Origin of the sequence: Sorangium sp. So ce131 (assembly GCF_051519095.1) — a bacterium.
Taxonomy (GTDB): domain Bacteria; phylum Myxococcota_A; class Polyangia; order Polyangiales; family Polyangiaceae; genus Sorangium.
Genome location: NZ_CP150455.1, coordinates 7,994,325 through 8,014,816, shown reverse-complemented (window position 1 = coordinate 8,014,816; position 20,492 = coordinate 7,994,325). Strand labels below are relative to the sequence as shown.

Annotated in this window: 11 protein-coding genes; 5 read left to right on the top strand and 6 right to left on the bottom strand. The window is 74.1% G+C overall.

Translation table 11 applies throughout. The annotated features are described in order from the left end of the window. Positions 1-19 precede the first annotated feature (19 nt). A complete protein-coding gene (locus WMF43_RS29180; protein WP_437684113.1) occupies positions 20-742 on the top strand; it encodes a hypothetical protein in 723 nt (240 codons plus the stop codon). 86 nt (positions 743-828) lie between these two features. Here the strand turns inward: WMF43_RS29180 and WMF43_RS29175 are convergent, their stop codons facing one another. The 3 genes from WMF43_RS29175 to WMF43_RS29165 form a co-directional block, all read right to left on the bottom strand. Next, on the bottom strand, positions 829-5,751 hold the full coding sequence (locus WMF43_RS29175) for a translocation/assembly module TamB domain-containing protein (RefSeq protein ID WP_437669547.1): 4,923 nt from the start codon (positions 5,749-5,751) through the stop codon (positions 829-831). 297 nt (positions 5,752-6,048) lie between these two features. Beyond that, complete coding sequence (locus WMF43_RS29170) at positions 6,049-6,351, bottom strand: hypothetical protein (RefSeq protein WP_437669545.1); 303 nt, start codon at positions 6,349-6,351, stop codon at positions 6,049-6,051. A 28-nt stretch (positions 6,352-6,379) separates the two neighbouring features. Next, a complete protein-coding gene (locus tag WMF43_RS29165) occupies positions 6,380-6,544 on the bottom strand; it encodes a DUF1328 family protein (RefSeq protein WP_437684111.1) in 165 nt (54 codons plus the stop codon). Positions 6,545-6,942: 398 nt separating this feature from the next. On the opposite strand from WMF43_RS29165, the gene WMF43_RS29160 reads away from it, so the two are divergent. Beyond that, positions 6,943-8,256, top strand: a complete 1,314-nt coding sequence (locus tag WMF43_RS29160; protein ID WP_437669543.1) for a DUF362 domain-containing protein — start codon at positions 6,943-6,945, stop codon at positions 8,254-8,256. Positions 8,257-8,470: 214 nt separating this feature from the next. On the opposite strand, the gene WMF43_RS29155 is transcribed toward WMF43_RS29160, so the two are convergent. Then, positions 8,471-9,055 (bottom strand): Uma2 family endonuclease, encoded by a 585-nt coding sequence (locus WMF43_RS29155; protein WP_437669541.1) that lies wholly within the window; start codon positions 9,053-9,055, stop codon positions 8,471-8,473. A 347-nt stretch (positions 9,056-9,402) separates the two neighbouring features. On the opposite strand from WMF43_RS29155, the gene WMF43_RS29150 reads away from it, so the two are divergent. Then, complete coding sequence (locus tag WMF43_RS29150; RefSeq protein WP_437669539.1) at positions 9,403-9,765, top strand: VOC family protein; 363 nt, start codon at positions 9,403-9,405, stop codon at positions 9,763-9,765. Positions 9,766-9,780: 15 nt separating this feature from the next. On the opposite strand, the gene WMF43_RS29145 is transcribed toward WMF43_RS29150, so the two are convergent. Both WMF43_RS29145 and WMF43_RS29140 read right to left on the bottom strand, forming a co-directional pair. Further along, positions 9,781-11,832 (bottom strand): B12-binding domain-containing radical SAM protein, encoded by a 2,052-nt coding sequence (locus WMF43_RS29145; RefSeq protein ID WP_437669537.1) that lies wholly within the window; start codon positions 11,830-11,832, stop codon positions 9,781-9,783. Between the two features lie 93 nt (positions 11,833-11,925). Further along, on the bottom strand, positions 11,926-17,013 hold the full coding sequence (locus tag WMF43_RS29140) for an nSTAND1 domain-containing NTPase (protein ID WP_437669536.1): 5,088 nt from the start codon (positions 17,011-17,013) through the stop codon (positions 11,926-11,928). A 453-nt stretch (positions 17,014-17,466) separates the two neighbouring features. Here WMF43_RS29140 and WMF43_RS29135 point away from each other — a divergent pair, with 453 nt between their 5' ends. Both WMF43_RS29135 and WMF43_RS29130 read left to right on the top strand, forming a co-directional pair. Beyond that, a complete protein-coding gene (locus tag WMF43_RS29135; protein WP_437669534.1) occupies positions 17,467-18,498 on the top strand; it encodes a synaptic vesicle VAT-1 family membrane protein in 1,032 nt (343 codons plus the stop codon). A gap of 45 nt (positions 18,499-18,543) precedes the next feature. Then, the gene (locus WMF43_RS29130) at positions 18,544-20,445 is read left to right on the top strand and encodes a DUF2169 domain-containing protein (RefSeq protein ID WP_437669532.1); all 1,902 of its coding nucleotides are present in this window, start codon (positions 18,544-18,546) and stop codon (positions 20,443-20,445) included. Positions 20,446-20,492: the final 47 nt, after the last annotated feature.

Below are 20,492 nucleotides of genomic sequence, written 5' to 3'. Positions count from 1 at the left end.
ACTGGCTTTCTTGTTGATCGTGATCGGCCTCGTCGGGTGCAAGGGGGAGGACGGCAGCGACACCGGAGAGGCGCCCGGGCCGGTCTCCGGCGAGTCGTGCGGAGGGTTCCTCGGCACGAGCTGTCCCGACGGGCTGACGTGCGTCGACGATCGCTCGGACGACTGCGACCCGGCGCGCGGCGGGGCCGACTGCCCTGGGGTGTGCGTCGAGCGCAGGTTCTGCGGCGGGATCGCCTCGTTCCCGTGCCCCGAGGGGCTCGAGTGCGTGGACGATCCGTCCGACGACTGCGACCCGGAGCACGGCGGGGCGGACTGCGGCGGGATCTGCGTGGAGCCGAGGCCGGAGCCGACGTTCTGCGGCGGGATCGCCGGGTTCGAGTGCCCCGAGGGGCTCGAGTGCGTGGACGACCCGCGCGACGACTGCGACCCGGAGCGCGGCGGGGCGGACTGCGGCGGGATCTGCGTGGAGCCGAGGCCGGAGCCGACGTTCTGCGGCGGGTTCGCCGGGCTCGAGTGCCCCGAGGGGCTCGAGTGCGTGGACGACCCGCACGACGGCTGCGACCCGGAGCGCGGCGGGGCGGACTGCGGCGGGATCTGCGTGAAGGCCGAGCCCACGTCGCCCGCGTGCGGCGGCATCACGGGGCAGCCGTGCCCCGAGGGGCTGGAGTGCGTGGACGACCCGCGCGACACCTGCGACCCGGCGACCGGCGCGGACTGCGGCGGGATCTGCGTGCGGCGCTGAGCGGGCGCGCCACGGAGGCGCGCGGTCCGGCGTCTTCCTCCGCCGCCGCCGCCGCGCGCCCGGCCGCCCGCGGCGGCGGCTCCGCTTCAGTACCGGTGCTTCCAGAGCAGATCGAGGGTCGTCGCCGCCGCCTCCTCCCCGGCGGTGGCGAACCCCGCCCGCAGCGACCACTCCCGGCGGAAGCGCCACTCGAGGCTCACCTCGGTGCGGGCCTTGGCGCCGGCGCCGTCGCTCGCGGAGGTGGTCTGCCCGTCCTGCGCTGACCCGCCCGCCTCGTAGCTCGCGCTCGCCGTGACCCGCTGGCCGAGCTGGTAGCCCACCGTGGTCTTCAGCGCGCCTCCCTCCGTCGTGTTGAGCTGCGTCTCGAAGTTCTGCAGCGGGCCGATGCTCTGGAGGATCATGTTGATCTGCGCGGCCGCGAGCCCCGTGCCCACGCCGGCGGCGACCCCGCTCGTGGCGCCGCCGCTCCCGCTGCCGGACGAGGGCTCCTCCGTCGAGGTGCCGCCCGCCAGCGTGCCCTCCGCGTACGCCTTGCCGAGCAGGAGCTCGGCGATGACCTCGTTCTCCGGGCGCGGAGGCTCCGAGCGGAAGGTGATCTTCTCCTCGGTGATCGGGTTCAGCTCGCCGACGTAGTCGATGTAGATGCGCGTCCCCTCGGGCGTGTCGTGGAACGCCTTGACGTTCAGGTACGGGTTCGAGGGATCGCCGCGCAGCGCGACCACGCCCGGCTCGATCTCGAACTCCTTGCCGATCACCTCGAGCCTGCCGGAGAGGATGTTCACGTTGCCCTGGATCGTCATCTTGTCCGCGACGTTGATGCGGAGCGGGTGCGCCTTGTCCCCGGACAGCGAGGCCTGCACCATGTCGCCCTCGACGCCGATCCTGCCGAGGTGGACCTCCATGACGAGCGGCTTCGCGTTCGCGCTCCGCTGCGCCTGCTCCACCGGCTCGGCCGGCGCCCGCCGCGCCTCGTACTCCTCCCGGCTGAGCGGCGCCGAGGTGGTGATGTCCTCGTTCTCGTCGAGCGGCTGGACGCTCCGGCCGATCGTGGGCGGCAGCTCCAGGTCGAGCGTGGGGACGTCGACGCGGACGGCGATCTGGTCGTCCCGGCCCTGCGCCGAGACCAGCACCTTGCCGCGCACGTCGCCCATGGGGACGCCCTCCAGCGCGATCGGGAGCTCCCGGTCCTTCGGGATCTCGAGCTCGGCGCGCGCGCTCCGGAACGCGAACCCCTCCATCTGGAGCGTCGCCTTGCCGCGGACCTGACCGCTCCCGGCCTGGGCGCGGATGTCGTCGATCCGGAGCTCGCCGGAGGGGGTCGCCGTGACGCGGAACGAGGCGTTCTCGAACGGCTGGCCGATGGTGGCGATGTGGACGAGGCCGTCCGTGAGCCGCATCTGACCGGAGAAGCCCACCTCCGCGCCGAGGCCGAGCCGCACGTCGCCGTCGAGCGTGCCGTCGAGCCGGTTCACCGTGCCCTGGACGAACGGCTCCAGCGCGGCGAGGCGGAAGCGCTCGACCGCGAGCGACACCTCGGCGTTCTTGTCGTTCGTGAGCGTCGGGATCGCGCCGGCCTCCCAGGTCATGGGCGCCTGCGCCTTGGCCTCGAGCCGGCCGCCGCTCCGCCCGGCGAGCCGCACGTTCGCCACGGCCGTGGTCTGCGCGGCGCCGGCCGCCTTCGGGATGGTGAGCGACACCTCGGCGGTGTCGTACTGCACGTCCGGGCCGAGCCGGAGGCCGGGGAGCTCGAGGCGCGCGTCGACCTCGGGCGCCCGGAAGAGGCCGCGCACGGCGACCTCGCCGCGGGCCTGCCCGCTGATCTGCATGTCGGCGAGGATCGGGACCTCCGCGAGCGGCAGGTCGTCGATCTTCGCCTCGAGGCTGCCCTCGCTGAGCAGCGGCGCGCCCCCGCCGCCGCCGAGGAGCGCGGCGGCGTTCGCGCCGACCTTCGCCTTGGCCGTCAGGTACGTGCGCGCGCCGCGGAACGCGTAGGCGTCGAGCTGGGCGTCGCGGCCGTCGTAGACGAGCAGCGTGTCGACCCGGAGCTTGCCGAGCGGCGAGGGTCTGCCGTCGGAGCCCACGTTCGCCGCCGTCGCGCGCGCCACGACCCTGGGCTCGGCGAGCGTGCCCGCGACGTAGAGGTCGAGCCCCGCGCCGCCGGAGAGCACCGGCGTGCGCTTGCCCATGGCGGCCAGCTCCGCGAGATCGTTGAGCTTCCGGCGCGGGACGGCGAGGTGCGCCGCGACGGGCATGCGCGGGAGCGCCTCCATCGGGTCGGCGAGCAGCGCCGGGAGGTCCGCGTCGAACCCGGCCGAGAGCTCCGCGACGAGCCGCTTGTCGAAGACCGAGAGCACGACGTTCGCGTCGCCGGTCTTCGCGTCGAGGGCGCCGGCGGCGCGGACGTCGAGCTTGCGCGACACCCACGCCGGGGCGCCCGTCTTCTCGTCGATGGGCCCCGCGGCGCGCAGCCCGTCGGTGCGGACCAGGAAGTCGCGCACCGAGGGGAGCCGCTGGCCGTCCTCGCGCGCGACCGCGAGGCGCGCGGTGAGCCGGCCCGCGAGCTCGCTGAGCGCGAGCTTGACCGGCGACGCCTGGGCCAGGCACCCCATGTTCCATGCGTCGGCCTCCATGCGCGCCGAGCCGGTGACGGTCTGCCAGGTGCGCCCGGAGAGCAGCGACCCGCGCACCTTGGCGGCGCTGCCGCCGACGAGCACACGCGCGATCGCGCCCTCGCACACCGGCGGGGGCGGCGCCTTCGGGCGCCGGGCCAGGTCGCCGAGCGTGGCCGACGGCTCGCCCGGCGGCGCGCCTTCGACCCGGGCCTGCCGCGCGCCGGGCGGCGGCTCGGGCGGCGCGATCAGCCGGACCAGGCCGTCCGCCGTCATCGCCTCGCCGTCGAGGCGCGCGGTCACGTTCATCGAGAGGCGGGGCGCGACGCCGGGCACGGCGCCGTCCTCGAGCTCGATCTGCACGTGCCCCTTCCGGCGAGCCCCCCGGCCGTGCAGCGACACGTCGAGGTTGGCGAGGCCGGCGACGCCGAGCGGCACGCCGGCGATCTCCTCGATGCGCGCGAGGTCGATCGCGGCGCCGCGGAGGTCGCCCTCGATCTCGTCGCCCGCGAGCGAGACGCTCCCGGTGAGCTCTCCCACGCCGTCGCCGCGCAGCGCGAGCCCGCGGACGGCGACGCCGCGGTCCCACGCGACGCGGGCCACCTCGGCGGTGAGGTCGTCCTGGCCGCGCGCGAGGTCCACGCGGACCTGTCGCGCCTCGCTGCGCTCGATGTCGAGCGCGGCCGAGGCCGCGATCCGGCGCTCCGCGCTGGCGAGCGAGACGCGGACGTGCGGCGCGGTGACGGGGCCCGAGGCGCTCGCGGCGACGCTCTGGAACGTGTACCCCTGCGCGCGGAGATCCGCGCCCTGGAACGTGCCCTGGATCGCGAGCTTGTCGAGCGGTCCCGCGGCCTTGGCGCGGACCTCGCCGCGCCCGAGCCGCACGCCCTCGCCGACGCGCAGCCCGGCGACGCGCACGGTGGCCTTGGCGTCGAGCGCGTCGCCCTTGAGCGCGCCCTCGACGTGGAGCGCGGCGCTGCCGTGGATGCCGGCCGGGACGTGTTGCACGGCGCCGAGGGAGGGGATCTCGCTGCGCACGTCGAAGCGGACCTCGCCCTCCTTCGAGAGGACGACGTCGGCGTCGATCGGCGCCCCCGGCTCGTGGATCTGGGCGGCGGCGCGCAGGGCGCCGCGCTCGAAGGTCGCGCGCGCCTCGGTGGCCGGCACGCGCTGCCCGACGACCTCGAACGGCTCGGTCTTGGCCTCGGCGACGACGCGCGGCCCGCCTTCGTCGTCGAGGAAGATCTCGCCGCGGGCCTCCGCGCTCACCCGGGCGGCCGGGGCCGCGCCGGCGAAGGCGCGGGGGTCGAGCTCGGTCACGCGGAGCTCGGCCGTGATGCGCTTCGGATCGAGCGCGTCGAGCCGGGCGCGGGCGGTGATCTCGCCGGTCACGGCGTCGTCCGTGACGAGCGGGTCGATGACCGCGACGCGCGCCGCGACCGCGAGGTCCGAGAGCTCCCCGTCGGCGGTGACCGTCACCGAGACCGGCCGCGCGAGCGGGACGCTCGGGTCGATCGCGAGGGCGGCCTCGGGGGTGACGCGCGCCGACGAGACCCGCGCCGAGAGGCGCTCGTCCTTCAGGGTGCCCTCGGCCGAGATCGGGATCGCGCCGACGCTGCCCTCGAGCTTCGCGGAGAGCTCCATCGGCGCGTTCAGGGGGACGTTCACGCTGCCGGCGACGCTGGTCGCCTCGACGGGCACCGGCAGGAGCCGCCGCTCGGTGATGCGCACGCGCTCGAGCGCGTACCGGCTGTCGTCCGCGACGACGAGCGTGCCGGCGAGCGCCTCGACGGTCGCGTCGATGGGGCTCTCGGGCGCGACGGTGCCGTGGACCGCGGCGTGATCGAGCTCGACGCGCGAGAGCTCGAGGCGGAGCGGCCTGCCGTCCTCCGCCGGGGGCTCCGGGGAGGGCTTGGGCGTGAACGCCTGGCCGAGCGTGAGCGCGCCGCTCTCGTCCTGCGCGAGCAGGACGTCGGCGTCGGCGACCCGGACGAGCGGGATCGCAATCGCGAGGTCCCCGCTGCCGAGGAGGACCTCCTTGAGGATCGCGAGCGCGTTGAAGTCCGCGTGCACGCCGCTGACGTGCAGGAGCTCCGTCCCGTTCGGGTGGCGCACCGTGACCTTGGCGACGTCGGCGGTGAACAGGCCGATCCGATCGATGTGCGCGATCTCGATCTGGCCCTCCAGGCTGGACCGCAGGATGTCGTTGACGAGCTGCTTCGTCAGGTTGCGCGTCGGGGCGGCGTTCAGGTGGACGACGGCGCCGACCCCCACCGCGGCCACGAACACCCCTCCGAGCCCGAGCACGGCGGCCGCGCGGGCGAGCGCCCGGCGGAAGCGTCCGTGCCGGTGCGGGGCGGGGGCGCTGGGTACTGGAGGCAGGTGGGGATCTTCCAACATAGGGATCTAGCTAGGGAACGAGGTCAGGACCGCATCGCCGCGGGCCCGATGAACTCACAAACCCAGCGAGGCCCGATGGCCTCGCGCGGGTGCTCCCTGAGGGCGTCGCGGCGGGCGACCTCGCGGGGAGCGGAGCCCAGGCCGCACGGGGAACAGAGCCCAGGCCGCGGGCGGGCTGGGCTCTGTTCCCCGCCGCTCGAGGCAGGGCGCCTCGAGCGTGCCGTCTGCTCTCGTGGCGCGGCGCGCGGCGCGCGTGCACGCCGGGGGCGGCGCAGAGGCAGACGTGCGCGGGAGGTGTTACTCGCCGGCCATCCCCGCGCGAGTCGGGTCGTGCGCGGGGACCTCGTGGGGCGGCGGCTCCGGGATCTCGCGGGTGTACGGGCTCCCGGGGACCTCGGGGTGCCGGCGCTCTGCCGGGCTGCCGCCGGGCTGGTGGCCGGGGTCCGGGAGCTGGATCTCGCGATCCGGGGCCACGTGCGGCCCCGCGGGCTTCCCGGGCTGCTCCGGCTGCCCGGGCTGCTCGCCGGGAGAGCTCGTCATCGGCTGCGGGACGCCCGGCCGCCAGACGTCACCGGCCTGCTGTTGCGACGCTGAGTTCATGGCTCCACCTCACTCTCACTTGCTCAGATCACGTGGGCACGCGGCGCCCGAGCGCGAAGGCGATGACGGCGAGCACCAGGAAGGCGATGAACAGGATCTTGGCGATCGACGCGGCGCTGGCGGCAATCCCGCCGAAACCGAAGATGGCAGCGATGATCGCGATGATGAAGAAGGTGACACTCCAGCCGAGCATGATGTCCTCCAAGGGTTCGGGGTGGTCGGTCCGTTGTCTGTAGGCGACGACCTCAACGAGAGGCCTTGATTGCAGCTGCCGTGCCGAAGGCCGCTGAGGCCGGCGGCCCGCGTGTTCCCAGGCGCTCCAGGGGCAGAACGCGGCCGCGCGGGGCCTCGCGCAGCGCCCGCGGTTCCGTCCGGGACCGCGGCGGCCTTCCGTCCCCTGGGGCACGATGCCCCGACCGTGACAGGGTGGACCTGTGCGGGCGCGCGCGGCGGTCCAGCGCGGCCGGGGAGGCGGTGGGGACACGCGGGAACGCGCGGGGACGCGTTCACCGCGCGTGCACCGAGGCTCCATGCGGCCCCCCTGCAAGTTCCCGGATCGGGCGAGCCGGGACGGGCTATAACACCCGGGCCATGCCGAAATCGAAGGTCGCTGTCATCCGCACGTCCCCTGCGACGGTGCTCTCGGACTACCACCGGCTGATGAACCTGGCCGGTTACCAGGATGTGGTCGCCAAGGACGCCGACACGGCGCTCAAGGTGAACATCTCGTGGCACTTCTTCTACCCGAGCTCATCCACGACGCCCTGGCAGCTCGAGGGTGTCATCCGGGCGATGAAGCAGGATGGGTACTCGAAGGACCTGATCCACGCCTGTCACAACCGCACGGTCGTCATCGACGCCCACCTCGGCGAGCGCGAGAACAAGCAGATCGACGTGGTGCAGGCGCACGGGCTGCGGAACGTCCACCTCTACGAGGGGGAGGAGTGGATCCCGATCGGGGAGGCGGTCGGCGACCTGCAGAAGAAGTTCCTCTGCCTGAACGAGGTGTACCCGAAGGGGTTCTCGATACCGAAGCGCTTCATCGGCGAGAACATCATCCACCTGCCCACGGTGAAGACCCACATCTTCACGACGACGACGGGGGCGATGAAGAACGCGTTCGGCGGCCTGCTGAACGAGCACCGGCACTGGACGCACCCGGTGATCCACGAGACGCTCGTGGATCTCCTGATGATCCAGAAGAAGATCCACCGCGGGGTCTTCGCGGTGATGGACGGCACCTTCGCGGGCGACGGGCCCGGGCCGCGCTGCATGGTGCCCCACGTGAAGAACGTGCTGCTCGCGTCCGCGGATCAGGTGGCGATCGACGCGGTGGCGGCGAAGCTGATGGGGTTCGACCCGCTGCGCGACCTCAAGTTCGTGCGGCTGGCGCACGATCTCGGCCTCGGGTGCGGGGACGTGCGCGACATCGAGCTCGTGGGCGACGTGGACGCGGCGAACGAGCAGTGGAACTTCGAGGGACCGTTCAAGGAGATGACGTTCGCCTCGCGCAACCAGCACCGCATCTACTGGGGTCCGCTGAAGAAGCCGGTGGAGTGGTCGCTCAAGACCTGGCTCGCGCCCTGGGCCTACGTGGCGTCGGTCACGTACCACGACATGTTCTGGTACCCGCGTTATGCGAAGGAGAAGATGGCGCCCGTGCTGGAGAGCCCGTGGGGCCGGCTGTTCGCGAACTGGGGCAAGGTGCAGCCCGACGCCGAGGGCCGGGGTTATCCCGAGGTGGGGGAGGCGAGCCACGAGCTCGTCCGGAGCGGGATCCGGCACTTCCTGGAGGGCATGCGCCTCGTGGGCATGGCCGTGGCGGAGTCGCCGGAGATCACGGTGCGCAAGCGGGCGCGGGCGCGCGCGGCCGGCGCCGGCGGGGGCGGGGCGGCGGCGGTGTAGCCGCCGGCGGCTGCCCCGACGCTCCGGCCTGGAGCGCGGCGCCCGGGCGCCGTGCCGCCCGGAGCGAGGGGGGAGCCTCTTGCCGCGGGAACGTTGCGCAGCGCCCGGCGCCTGCACTTGCGGGCGCCGGGCGTTCGTGTGTCGGGGGGGTGGGCGCGGCGGAGAGTGTCACGGCGCCGCTCCGAGGCGAGCGGCGCCCGGCCGAGAGGGCCGCTCAGCCCACCGCTGGCGGCGCGAAGACCTTCAGGTAGAGCTCGTCCACGGCCAGGTCGCAGCCGATGGAGGTGATGTGAAGCCGCTCGCCCGGGCCGAGCACGCGGAGCAGCCACGTCCCGTCGGGCTGGCGGCGGAAGTGCTCGATCTCCACCTGCTTCTGGGACAGGAGGACGTAATCGGTGATCGACGGGATGCCCCGGTACAGCGCGAACTTGCCGCCGCGGTCGTAGCTCTCTGACGAATCGGAGAGGACCTCGAAGACGGCCGTGGGATTGAGCAGCGTATCGCGGTGGTCGTCCTCGAAGAGGGCCTGACCGCAGACGACCGAGGCGTCCGGGTAGACGTAACGGCCTGTCGTTGCGTTCTTGATCCGCAGATCGGACGCGTGCGCCTCGCACGGGCGCGCCCGAAGCGCGCTCCGGAGCTCGCCCACCACGTTCGCCGCGATGAGGCTGTGCTCGCGTGTGCCCCCCGCCATCGCGAACACCTCGCCGCCCGCGTACTCGTGCTTCTGCTCGGAGGACCGCTCGAAGGCGAGATACTGCTCCGGGGAGAGCTTCGCCGGGGGCGCCTTCTGGGCCATGCGGGACCTTAGCACCCTTACCGGATGCCCCGGCCCCCGGGCCGCTCGTGCTCGTGGACCATGACCAGCTTGACAGGACCGGGGCCGTCCGCTTTGATTGAAGGGAGTCGAAAAAGGCGGACCGGTTCGGTGAGCCCGGTCGCTTCCTCCGGGAAGCTCTGTCCGACGCACCAGCGCCAGGACCCACGACGAAAGGGCGCAGTCTGCGCTGCGCCCTGGTCGGGGCATCCATGGGCGAGCAACACCATCACCAGCATCCTGCGGGAACACGCGCCGGCGCACGCCGGTGCCGGGGCGTTCGCGCATGGCGGGTCCCGACCTTTCAACCCCCTGAAAGGACCCGACACATGCATCTCAACCACCTTGATCTGTGCGTACCCGACGTCCGGGAGACCAGCGAGTTCTTCGAGCGCTTCTTCGGCTTCCGGTGCCAGCGGGAGAAGGGGCGCGACGCCCTCGCCATCCTGCAGGACGAGGCTGGCTTCACCCTCGTGATCAGCCGGCTGCGCGCCGGGGACCCGACGAGTTATCCGGCCCAGTTCCACGTGGGCTTCCTGCTCGACAGCGAGGCGGCGGTCCAGGACGCGTATGAGCGGATGAAGGAGGCAATCGCGGAGAACGTGTCTCCGCTGCGCGACGTCCGCGGCGGGCCGGCGTTCTACACGCGGGCGCCGGGCGGCGTGCTCGTCGAGGTGAGCCACCGCCGCTGACGCCGCGAGCGGCGCTCAGCGCGCCGCGCTCGTCGCGTGGGACGGCCGCCGCCCCGACGTCACGGCCGGCGCGGCGCCCGCGGCGAACCGGAGGCGCACCGGCCGCGGGCGGAGCGGCGGCAGCGCGCGCGCGAGCGCCTCGTAGGCGTCGCGCCCCACGCGCCGCTCCTCGTAGACGAGCGTCGCCCAGATCTCGGCCTCGCGCGCCTCCGCCTGCTCGGCGGCGCGCGGATCGAAGCGCATCCCGCGCTCGATGGCGACCGCGCCGGGCACGACCTCGGCGGGCCGGCGCGCCGCGAGGTCGCGGAAGACGCCGGGGCCGAAGCGGTCGTACTGGAGGATCGTGTGCGCGGTCGACACGGCGCCGGCCCACGGGTAGCGGCGCAGCGTCCAGCCTCGGGAGAGGTCGTCGAGGCGCGCGTCGACGTCGGCGCGCTCGGTGTCGGTCTTCCACGGCTCCTTGGGGAGGAAGAACAGGCCGAGCCCGAGCTCGTCGCCCTCGAGCGCGAACACCTCGTCGATCCCGAAGCGCTCCGGGGTCTGCGCGACGAGCGAGCCGTGTGTCAGCCCGAACTCGCCGACGATGTAGACCGCGAGCGCCTCCCGCCGCTCGCGGAGGAAGTCGAGCGTCGCGACCGCCTCGGCGTGCGTCTCGGTGGGAAAGTCCGTGAAGCACATCGCCTCGGCGGCGATCCCGGCGCCCGCGAGGTGGTCGATCACGTCCGAGACCACCTCGACGGGCGCGCCCTTGTCGATGAGGCCGAGCACGCGCGGCGACGCCGACTCGACGCCGAGCGCGCACGCGACGGCGCCCCCGCGGCGCAGCACCTCGGCGCGCTCCTGCGTGAGGTACTTCTCCGGCTTGAGGTCGGTCGCCCATCGTACGTCGAGGCCGGCGTCGAGGATCCCCTGCGCGATCTTCACCAGCGTCTTCGGCGCGACCGAGTCCTGCGAGAAGTAGAAGTGGCGTGTCTTGTGCCGCTCGGCGAGCGCCCGGACGTGCGCGACGACGGTCTCGACCGCGCGCTCGCGGTACGCCGCCGTGCCGACCTCGGCGAGGCCGTAGTGGCAGAAGGTGCACTTGCCCCAGTAGCAGCCGCGCGTGGGGTCGTAGGGGAGCACGAGCGCCGGCGCGAAATACGCGTCGAGCGGGAGCCCGTCGAAGTCGGGCGCCGGGAGCGCCCGGAGGTCCTCCATGCCGTGGCCGGACGCCCAGCGCGCGCCCATCAGGCGGTCGCGCGCGACGACGTTCGGCACGTCGCGGAGGGGCCGGCGCTCGTCGAGCGCGCGCGCGAGCGCGAGCAGGGTGTGTTCGCCCTCGAAGAGGCACGCCGAGTCGAAGGGGCCGAGCGCGCGCGCGAGCCGCTCGCCCGAGAGCCGGAGGAGCATCTGCGTGACGCCGGGGCCGCCGCACGTGACGTGCACGCCGGGCAGCGCCTCCTTGATCTTGTGGGCGAACGTGTACGCGGGCTGGAGCTGGCCCGGGAAACACACGGACAGGCCCACGATGTCGGCGCGCGCGTCGCGGAGCCGCGGGAGGAGCGCCTCGCGGATCCAGCCGTCGAACGGGTCGTGCTCCGGCCGGCTGGACCGGGCGATCTCGGCCATCGAGGTGAGGCCGAAGGGCGTGCGGTAGGCGGTGAAGTCGAGCTTCAGCGGGTGGTGCGTGGCGGAGACGACGCCGAGGGCGGCCTCGACCGTCGCGACCGCGCGCGCGTAGGCGTCCGGATCGAAGAAGGCGGCCTCGGAGCGGAAGGTGGCCTTGGCGGCGTCGATCGCGCCGGGGACGGCGTGCGCGTCGCCGCGCGCGCGGGCGAGCGCGGCGAGCTCGAGCTGCTCGACGTGCGGGAGGGCGGCGCGGCGGTCGAGCTCGGCGATGCGCGTCTCCAGGCGATCGAGGAGGCCGTCCATGCTCCGCGACGAGAGCAGGGCGTCGAAGGCCTCGATGTTCGCATCGATCGGCAGCACCTCCACGCCGTGCGCGCGCAGGAAGCCGGTCAGCATCGGCACCGCGAGGTAAGGCGCGGTGGGGTCACAGGTCGGCGGGTAGACGAGCGCGACGCGCATTTGCGGCGGCGGTCTAGCACAGGGCGGGGGGAGCGTCCGGGAGCGCGAACGAGGCCTGCTTCGGCCTGTCAGGTCGCCAGCGCCCGGCGCCGGTCAGCGTTGCTCCTCCGCGGGAGAGAGCGGCGTCCGGCGGTGCTCTCGCGCGCACGCTTCGTAACGCGCCCGGGCCTCGGCCGCGGATTCGTACAGGTAGACCTGGCGCAGCTCGGGGTGGAGGCAGTCGCGGGTCGCGTCTCGGAGGCGCCGCTGGAGGGCCTCGGCCGAGATCGTCCAGGCCCGCACGGCGCCGTCCTCGGACGCGGTGAGGATGCGCTTGTCATCACGGCTGAAGGCCGCGAAGGAGAGCGCCGTCGGGGAAGGGCCGCTGTCGAGGACGAGGGGCGCGCGAGAGCCGTCGGCGCTCCAGACGCGCGCCGTGCCGTCTTTGGACGCGGTGACGACGCGCCTACCGTCCGAGCTGAACGCCGCGTGGGTCAACATCGCCTTGTGATCGCGGAGGACGACGGGAGCACCCGAGCCGTCGGCGCTCCAGACGCGCGCGGTCTTGTCGCTCGACGCGGTGACGATGCGCTTGCCGTCGGGGCTGAACGCGACGGACGTGACCACGCCCGTGTGGCCTTCGAGGACGACGCGAGCACCCGAGCCGTCGGCGTTCCAGAGGCGCGCGGTCTTGTCGCTCGACGCGGTGACGACGCGCTTGCCGTCGGGGCTGAAGGCGGCGGACGTGACCACACCCGTGTGGCCTTCGAGGACGACGGCGGCGCCCGAGCCGTCGGCGTTCCAGAGGCGCGCGGTCTTGTCGCGCGACGTGGTGACGACGCGCTTGCCGTCGGGGCTGAAGGCGGCGGACGTGACCACGCCCGTGTGGCCTTCGAGGACGACGGGGGCGCCCGAGCCGTCGGCGTTCCAGAGGCGCGCGGTGTCGTCGCGCGACGTGGTGACGACGCGCTTGCCGTCGGGGCTGAAGGCGGCGGACGTGACCACACCCGTGTGGCCTTCGAGGACGACGGCGGCGCCCGAGCCGTCGGCGCGAACGACGCGGGCGGTCCTGTCGTTCGAGGTGATGACGATGCGCTCGCCATCCGGGCTGAGCGACGCCGCGTTGATGCTGCGCGCGGAGACCACGAGGACCTCCGGGTTGCCCGGCGCGGCCGTGCTCCAGACGCGCGCCGCGGCGTCGGCCGAGGCGGTGACGATGCGCTCGCCATCCGGGCTGAACGCGGCCGCGATGAGCTCGGCCTCCTGCATCCGGAGGAGGCGCGTGTTCCGGTAGGTCCGAGAGGCCGGCCATCTCGTCCACACGCGCGCGGCGCCGTCGCTCGACACGGTGACGATGCGCTCGCCATCCGGACTGAGGGCGGCGGCGTTGACCTCGGCGTCCTGCGGCGTGGCCTCGGCGTCACGCGGCATGAGGGCGAGCGGGTCATGCAAGGCCGACATGTCCCACACCCACGTGCTGTCGGACGAGGCGGTGACGACGTACCGGCCGCTGGCGCTGAAGGACGCGAGCTTCACCGTGGACTCGTGGCGACGGAGGGCCGTCGGGGGCCCCGAACCGTCCGCGTTCCACAGGAACAGGGTGCCATGGGACAGGGTGAGGATGTGCTTGCCGTCAGGGCTGAACATGGCGTCGTGGAGGGGCGACGTGTGCTCGAGGGCGACGGGGGTGGGCTGACCGTCGGCGTTCCACACGCGCGCGGTGGAGCGGTCCGTGGTGACGATGCGCGCCCCGTCGGGGCTGAACGCGGCGGCGTCGATCCCGGTCGCCTCGTCTCCGAGGGTGACGAGCGGGCCTGAGCCGTCGGCGTCCCACAGATGCGCGGGGCAGCGGCTCGCCTTGACGCAGCTCTCCACGGTGAGGATGCGCTTGCCGTCGGGGCTGAAGGCCGCAGAGCGCACGTCGGACAGGGTCTGAAGGAGGTCGGGGTCCCCCGGACGGTCGACGCGCCACACGAACGCGTTGAACCTCCTGTCCACCGTGACGAGGCGCGCGCCGTCGGGGCTGAAGGCCGCGGAGCGCACGCCCATGCCGTGGCGGGCGAGCACGATCGGGTCGCCGGTGCCGTCGGCGTTCCAGAGGCGCGCGGTCTTGTCGTCGGACGCGGTGACGACGCGCTTGCCGTCAGGGCTGAACGCGACGGCGTTGACCCGAGCCAGGTGGCCGCGGAGCGTGCTCCTCGGGACTCCTCGCGCCTGCACGTCGAGCGTGAGCTGGGTCCACGCGTCCGCCCTGTCGGGATCGTCCACGGCCAGGAGGAGCGCCGTCGCAGGCCCCGTCTGGTGGCGCGTGAGCAGATCGCGGGCGCTGCCGACCAGGGAAACGTCCCGCGCGCGCCGGGTCTGCTGCGCCGCGACGGCCCGGGCGCTCTCCGCCTGCGCGGCGTGGTGTTTTGCTTCCTCCGCGGCGTCTCGCGCCCACTCGGCCTGCCTCATCGCCTTCAGCTGGGCTTCCAGCGTCGCCTTCTCCTGTCGCTTCGCCTCCTCGGAGGCCTGCGTCGCCAGCGCGGCCTGCTGGTTCGCCTCCTCGTGGGCCTCCTTCTCCCGCTGGGCGTTCTCCTCCGCCGCCCTCTTGGCTGCCTCCGCCTGCGTCCCCGCCTTCTCGGCCGCGTCCCGCGCCGCCTGCGCCTCGTTCCGCTGGTCGATGGCCCAGATCGCCAGCACGCCCATGACCGCCGCCGCCACGAAGGCCAGGAAGACCGTGCAGACGTCGGCCCGGTGCTTCTTCGCCGCGGCCTGCTCGCTGCGCTGGATGAGCTCGCGGGCGGTCTCGCAGACGTCGCCGCGGTACCGCGCCAGGAGGTCGCGCGCGTGGCCGAGCCGGTCGCCGTCGAGCACGTAGCAGGGGAAGCCCTTCGACTCCTCCACCCAGCGGTCGAGCCGCTGCAGCTCCGCGAGCATCTGCCGGTCCTCGCGGACCCAGGCGCGCAGCTGGCCCCAGCTCCGGATGAGCTGCTCGTGGGCGACCTCGACGACCGGGCACCTGCTCGCGTCCGCGCCGCCGGCGAGCTCCCCGCGCGCGCTCATCGGGCCGGCGCCCTCGTCCGCGCCGCTCATGACCAGCAGGCGCTCGCGCACGAGCGTGTCCAGCACCTCGCCGAAGACCGCCGCATCGACGGGGGCTCCCCGCCGCAGCGTGTCGAGCGGGACCCGCCGGCGTCGGTCGAGCCGCGCGTCGCCGTCGAGGTTGACGAGCTGCACGAGCAGCCGCCGGGCCGCCTGCCGCCGGGGGTCGTCGAAGCCCGCGAGGATCGCGTCCGCCCTCTTCTCCAGCGCGCCTCCCACGCCGCCGAGCTCGTTGTACTGCTCCCAGGTCAGGAGGCGCCCCCGGCGCTGCTGCCACATCCGGTCCAGCGTGTACTCGAGCAGCGGGAGGGCGCCGGGCTCGTCGCCGGCGTCCTTGAGCATCTGCTCGCAGAGCCCCTCCTCGAGCGCGAGGCCGGCCCGCTCCGTGGGCCCCTCGATGGTCCTCCGCAGGTGCCTCGCCTTCATCCTGCGGAGGAAGACGCGGTGGGTCTCGTCGTAGACCATGTCCTCCAGGAACCGCTCGCCGCCGTAGAGCTGGATCTCCCCGCAGCGCGCGAGGAAGTCGACGCGCAGGGTCGCGAGCACGCTCACGCCGGATCCAGGGTGGCTGGTCAGCGCCCACAGGTCCCGCACGAGCGCTTCGCGCTCGGCGTGTCTCGGGATCATCGTGAACAGCTCTTCCAGCTGGTCGACGACGAGCAGGAGCGGCGCGTCCGGGGCGGGGCGCGACGCGAGCGCCGCCTGGAGCGACGCCTTCCAGCCCTCGTGCGGGCGCATGGTGGCCACGACCCATCGCGGGTCGCGCGCCCGGAGCGCCGGGACCACGCCGCCCAGCGCCAGCGACGACTTGCCCGTGCCCGAGGCGCCCGTGCAGACCACGAAGCGAGGCCTCGCGGGGTCGTTCGCGGCCACCAGGGAGAGGAGGTCCCCGAGCGTCTCCTCCACCTCGGCGTCCCGTCCGAAGAAGTAGCGCGCGTGCTCCTCCTGGAACGCGAGCAGGCCCCGGTAGGGCCGGTGCACGATGGGCCGGAGGTCCGGCCCGTCCGCCGCGCGGGCGTACATCTGGAGCGACGCCCAGCCCGCGCGGGCGGTGTGCTCGCGCAGGCGGTCGCGGGCGCCGAGGAAGGCGTCGGCGAGCGAGCGCGCCTCGACGAGCAGCGCCCGGTACAGCGCCTCGGTCAGCGCGACCGACGTGTCGACCGCGAGCGGGTAGCGGGACGCCACCACGGCCGGGACGCCCGCGCGGTGCAGGGCCTGCGCGACGCTGCCGAGGCGGCTGTCGAGGGCGCCGGGATCGCCGCCGTGGCACGCGCACAGCACGACGAGCCGCAGGGAGCCGAGGTGATCGGCGAGCGCGACCTGGAGGGTGCGGGCGTCGACGAGCTCCGTGCCGGGCCGGTCGTCGGCGTCGAGGACGAGGCGGTACGAGCCGCCGTCGGCGTCGGGCTGGGCGCCGTGGCAGAGCAGGTGGAGCACGGCGACGGGCGCGGCCCGCATCGCCTCGCGGAGGCGTCCGAGCGAGGCGTGGGGGACGACGTCGCGGGTCCGGTCGAAGTCGGGGTGGCGTCCGTCGAGGCTGGCGTGGCGGATGGCGGCGAGGTGCTCTTCCGCGGGGACGCCGCCGCCGGCCGCGGACCAGGCGAAGAGGATCCGGCCGCCCTCCGGCGGGGGATCGGGCTCGGGCCGCGCGGTCCGGGTGTCGGGCCACTCGTAGCGGAGGAAGACGCCGGGCACGCTGCCGAGGGGCAGCCCCGCGGCGCCGAGCGGGACGAGCTCCCACGGCAGCGCGTAGAGCTCGGCCGCGCCGAGCCGCAGGGTGAGGTGGACCGGGCGTCCTGCGTCGAGCGCCAGGCGGATCCTCTGCTCGTCGAGCTCCCAGCCGAGCTTCTCGAGGAAGAGGCGCAGCTCCTCGGCGAGCCAGGCGGCGGCCTCGGGGTCGGCCCGCTCCCGCTGGACGGCGGCGAGGTGATGGAGCACCTCTTCGCTCCAGGGGAAGCTCCCGCTCCGGCCCGTGCCGCCGTCGAGGTGGCGCACGTAGGAGTGCTCTTCCAGCACGAACGCGAAGGGATGTTCGGTCTCGGTCGCGCGCAGGAGCTCGAGGACGATTTCACAGGGCGCTGCGGACGTGATGTCCGCGCCGTGCGTTGCGGTCACCATGAGGGGCATCTCCTTGGTCTCGCCAGCCGCGCCGGCGAGGAGGGATGCCGCGCTGTACGGCAATGCCTGTGCCGGTCGCTTCCTGCGGTGTGCGAGGGAGGGGAGCCGCGGCGGCGCCCGGGTTGCGCTGACGGTGGCAGCGCCGGATTGTGGGGCGCTGGACGGCGTCAGCGCCGGGCGCGGGATGTGCTGATGGGGTCAGGGCGGCGTCGAGGGGGGCTGCGATCGTGTGGGCTGACGCAAGCGCGTCGAAACGGACGCGCGGCTGCGGGGCGCGGGCGCGACGGACGGGACGGAGGTCGAGGCGCGCGGGGGCGCGAACGCCGCCGGCGGAAGCGGCACGGCCGGCGCTGGCGGAAGCGGCGCGGCGGCCTCGCGCTCGACCCTGCGCGACGCGCTGGCGGCTCGGGCGAGCTTGCCGTATCGCGTGGGCATCCTCCGAGACAGGTGCCCATGCGCAAGATCGTCGTCCACGAGCCCGGCAGCCACGACAAGCTTCGCCTCGAAGTGCACCCCGACCCGAGCCCGGCGCCCGGCGAGGTGCTCGTCGACGTGCAGGCTGCGGGCGTCAATTACGCCGACTGCGTCGTTCGGATGGGGCTTTACGAGTCGGCGAAGAAGTACGTCGGCTGGCCGATCACGCCGGGCTTCGAGTTTGCTGGCATCGTCGCCGCAGCGGGCGAGGGGGTCTCCGATCTCGCGCCGGGAGCGCGTGTTTTCGGCGTGACCCGCTTCGGCGGGTACGCCTCGCGCGTCGTGGTCCCGCGCCACCAGGTCTATGCGCTGCCCGCGCGGCTCACGCCGGAGGAGGCGGCCGGGTTTCCGGCGGTGTTCATGACGGCGTACTACGCGCTCTACGAGCTCCTGAGGCTGCGGCCGGGCATGGTCGTGCTGGTGCACTCGGCCGCCGGCGGCGTGGGCAGCGCGCTCGTGCAGCTCGGAAAGATCGCCGGCTGCCGGGTGATCGGCGTGGTGGGCGCGGCGCACAAGGTCGAGACGGCGAAGCGCCTTGGGGCCGACGCCGTGATCGACAAAGGCCGCGAGCCGCTCTGGGCGGCGGCGGAGCGGCTCGCGCCCGAGGGGTACGACGTGATCCTCGACGCGAACGGCGTCGAGACGCTGCGGCAGAGCTACCGGCACCTGGCGCCGGCCGGGAAGCTCGTCGTGTACGGCTTCCACACGATGCTGCCGCGGCAGGGCGGGCGGCCGAGCTACCCGAAGCTCGCGCTCGATTTCGTGCGGATGCCGCGCTTCAACCCGCTCGATCTCTGCAACGACAACAAGAGCGTGCTCGCCTTCAACCTCTCGTACCTGTTCCACAAGGCGGAGATCCTGCGCGAGGCCATGGAGCGGCTCGTGGGCTGGGTGGAAGAGGGGCGCATCGCGGCGCCGCCGGTGACGACGTTCCCGCTGGAGCGGGTCGGGGAGGCGCACCGGGCGCTGGAGTCGGGCGGCACGGTGGGCAAGCTGGTGCTGACGATGTAGCGTGGATGCCGGGGCCGTCGTGATGGCATGATGCCGCGGGCCTTGATGAACCCGTCCACGCAGCACGTCGCGCTCACATCCCTCGGCCCGGCCGCCGCTGCGACAGTGACATGGCGCGCGCGGGGCCAGCTCCATGTCACCGTCGTCGTGAAGGCGACGTTCGCGCTGGTCCCCGAGGGACGCATGTCCCTCGTGAAGCCGGAACCCATCGCGCCCGACGAGCAGCCGGATCCCTCCGGTCGGGGGCTTCGGACCGCGGGCGACCTCGCGCCGTACCTCGGGCAGTGCGATGTCCTGGTGACCGGCCATGCCGAGCTGCCGCCGGGCTTCTCGTCGCCGGAGGTCGTGGTGCGGCTCGCCGTGGTGCAGGGAGGCCAGGTCTGCATCGACAAGCAGGCGCTGCTCGATGCCTCCGCGCGGGTCGGCGTGGCCCGCTCCCATGTGCGCATCGACGGCATGGGGCCTCTCGGCCGCGCGTCGCCGCAGCGCAGCCGGCTGCTCGGCGCGGCGGATCCACGGCGCCTCGTGGGCCTCTGGCTCGACATCCCCGAGGGCCTCGACGGGGGCTATTTCCAGGCAGCGCCGGCGGATCAGCGCCTCGGCGCGCTGCGCGGCGACGAGTGGCTCGTGCTCGGGGGCATGTTCGCGCAGCGGCCGAGGCTCCGCACGCAGCTGCCGGATGTCCGCGGCGCCGCGCGGCTGTACCGGAGCGACCGCGCGGCGCCGCGGGCTGGAGATCCGATCCCGCTCCGCGCGGACACCGTGCACGTCGACGTGGACCGGCGGTGCTGTGCCATCGTCTGGCGTGGCCACGCGCCCGTGGGCGAGGCGGAGCTCGCGTCGTTACGCGTGCTCGCGGGCGTGGAGACCCCGGCGCAGCCGCTCGCGTGGGAGGATCCCTTCGCGGGCGGCAGCACGCCCCGTGTGTCCCCTGCTCCCTCCGCGCCCGCGGGACCGGCCGTACCGCAAGGCGAGGAGGGCGATCGGCTGGGCGGAACCAGCCCGTTGAGGCCCGAGGAGGTCGCCCGGGTGCTCGCCGCAGCGGCGACGCCCTTCGACGCACGGCGCGCGCATCCCGCGGCGACGTTCACGGCCGCTGCAGCGTCGCGTCGCCACGAGCTGCCGGAGCCGAGCCGCGGCGGCGAGGGGCCGCTCGCGGAGACCGCGATGCTGGACGGGACCAACCCGCTCGAGAAGACGGCGCTGGTCGCGGAGGCCAATCCGCTCCTGGAGACGAACCCGATCCGCCCGGAGGACGTGGCCAGGCTGTTCGCCTCGGCGGTGACGCCGTTCGACGCCCGTCGCGCGCCGGCCGCGGCCGCGCTCGCGCGCCCGGCCACGGCGGCGACGTCGTCGACGGCCGCCGCCACGCGGGTTGCCCCGGCGGCGCCGACGCGGCCGGCCAGCGACGGCAACCTGCTCCTGGAGACGAACCCGATCCGCCCCGAGGAGGCAGCCAGGCTGTCCGCCTCGGCGGCGACGCCCTTCGAAGCGCGCCGCACGGCCGCGGAACTCGCGCGCTCCGCTGCTGCGGCGGTGGGGCCGCCGTCCGCCCCGCCGCGCGCCAACATTACCGCGCCGCGCGCCGACGTCGCCGCGCCGGGACAGCACGGCGGCGGGAGCGCGCTCGAGGGGACCAACCCGATAAGCCCCGACGAAGCCGCCAGGCTGCGCGCCTCGGCGGCGACGCCGTTCGACGCGAAGCGTGCTCCGATCTCCGCGCACGTCGGGTCGTCCTCAGGGGTAGAGCCTGCGAGCGCTCCTTCCCGTCCGCCGCCGTTGCCCCGTGACATGCACCTCGCGCCGTCGCCTCCCGTCGCGCCGCCGAGCGCCGCGGCGCAGCCCGTCGCGCCGCCTCCGGGTCTCGGCGCCGCGAGCGCGCTGCCGAAGGGGCTCGGAGCCCAGTTCCTCGCAGCGATGGCGGACATGGATCCACCTGCCGGCTAGAAGACTCATGGGCGCCAGCGCGGGCGCCGGCCGCCGCATCGCTCGAT

Coding starts and splice junctions, on each gene's coding strand:
- WMF43_RS29145 (WP_437669537.1), bottom strand. CDS start 11,832: ATGCGCGTCGCGCTCGTCTACCCGCCGACCTGTGACCCCACCGCGCCT.
- WMF43_RS29130 (WP_437669532.1), top strand. CDS start 18,544: ATGAACCCGTCCACGCAGCACGTCGCGCTCACATCCCTCGGCCCGGCC.
- WMF43_RS29175 (WP_437669547.1), bottom strand. CDS start 5,751: ATGTTGGAAGATCCCCACCTGCCTCCAGTACCCAGCGCCCCCGCCCCG.
- WMF43_RS29155 (WP_437669541.1), bottom strand. CDS start 9,055: ATGGCCCAGAAGGCGCCCCCGGCGAAGCTCTCCCCGGAGCAGTATCTC.
- WMF43_RS29170 (WP_437669545.1), bottom strand. CDS start 6,351: ATGAACTCAGCGTCGCAACAGCAGGCCGGTGACGTCTGGCGGCCGGGC.
- WMF43_RS29135 (WP_437669534.1), top strand. CDS start 17,467: ATGCGCAAGATCGTCGTCCACGAGCCCGGCAGCCACGACAAGCTTCGC.
- WMF43_RS29150 (WP_437669539.1), top strand. CDS start 9,403: ATGCATCTCAACCACCTTGATCTGTGCGTACCCGACGTCCGGGAGACC.
- WMF43_RS29160 (WP_437669543.1), top strand. CDS start 6,943: ATGCCGAAATCGAAGGTCGCTGTCATCCGCACGTCCCCTGCGACGGTG.
- WMF43_RS29165 (WP_437684111.1), bottom strand. CDS start 6,544: ATGCTCGGCTGGAGTGTCACCTTCTTCATCATCGCGATCATCGCTGCC.
- WMF43_RS29140 (WP_437669536.1), bottom strand. CDS start 17,013: ATGGTGACCGCAACGCACGGCGCGGACATCACGTCCGCAGCGCCCTGT.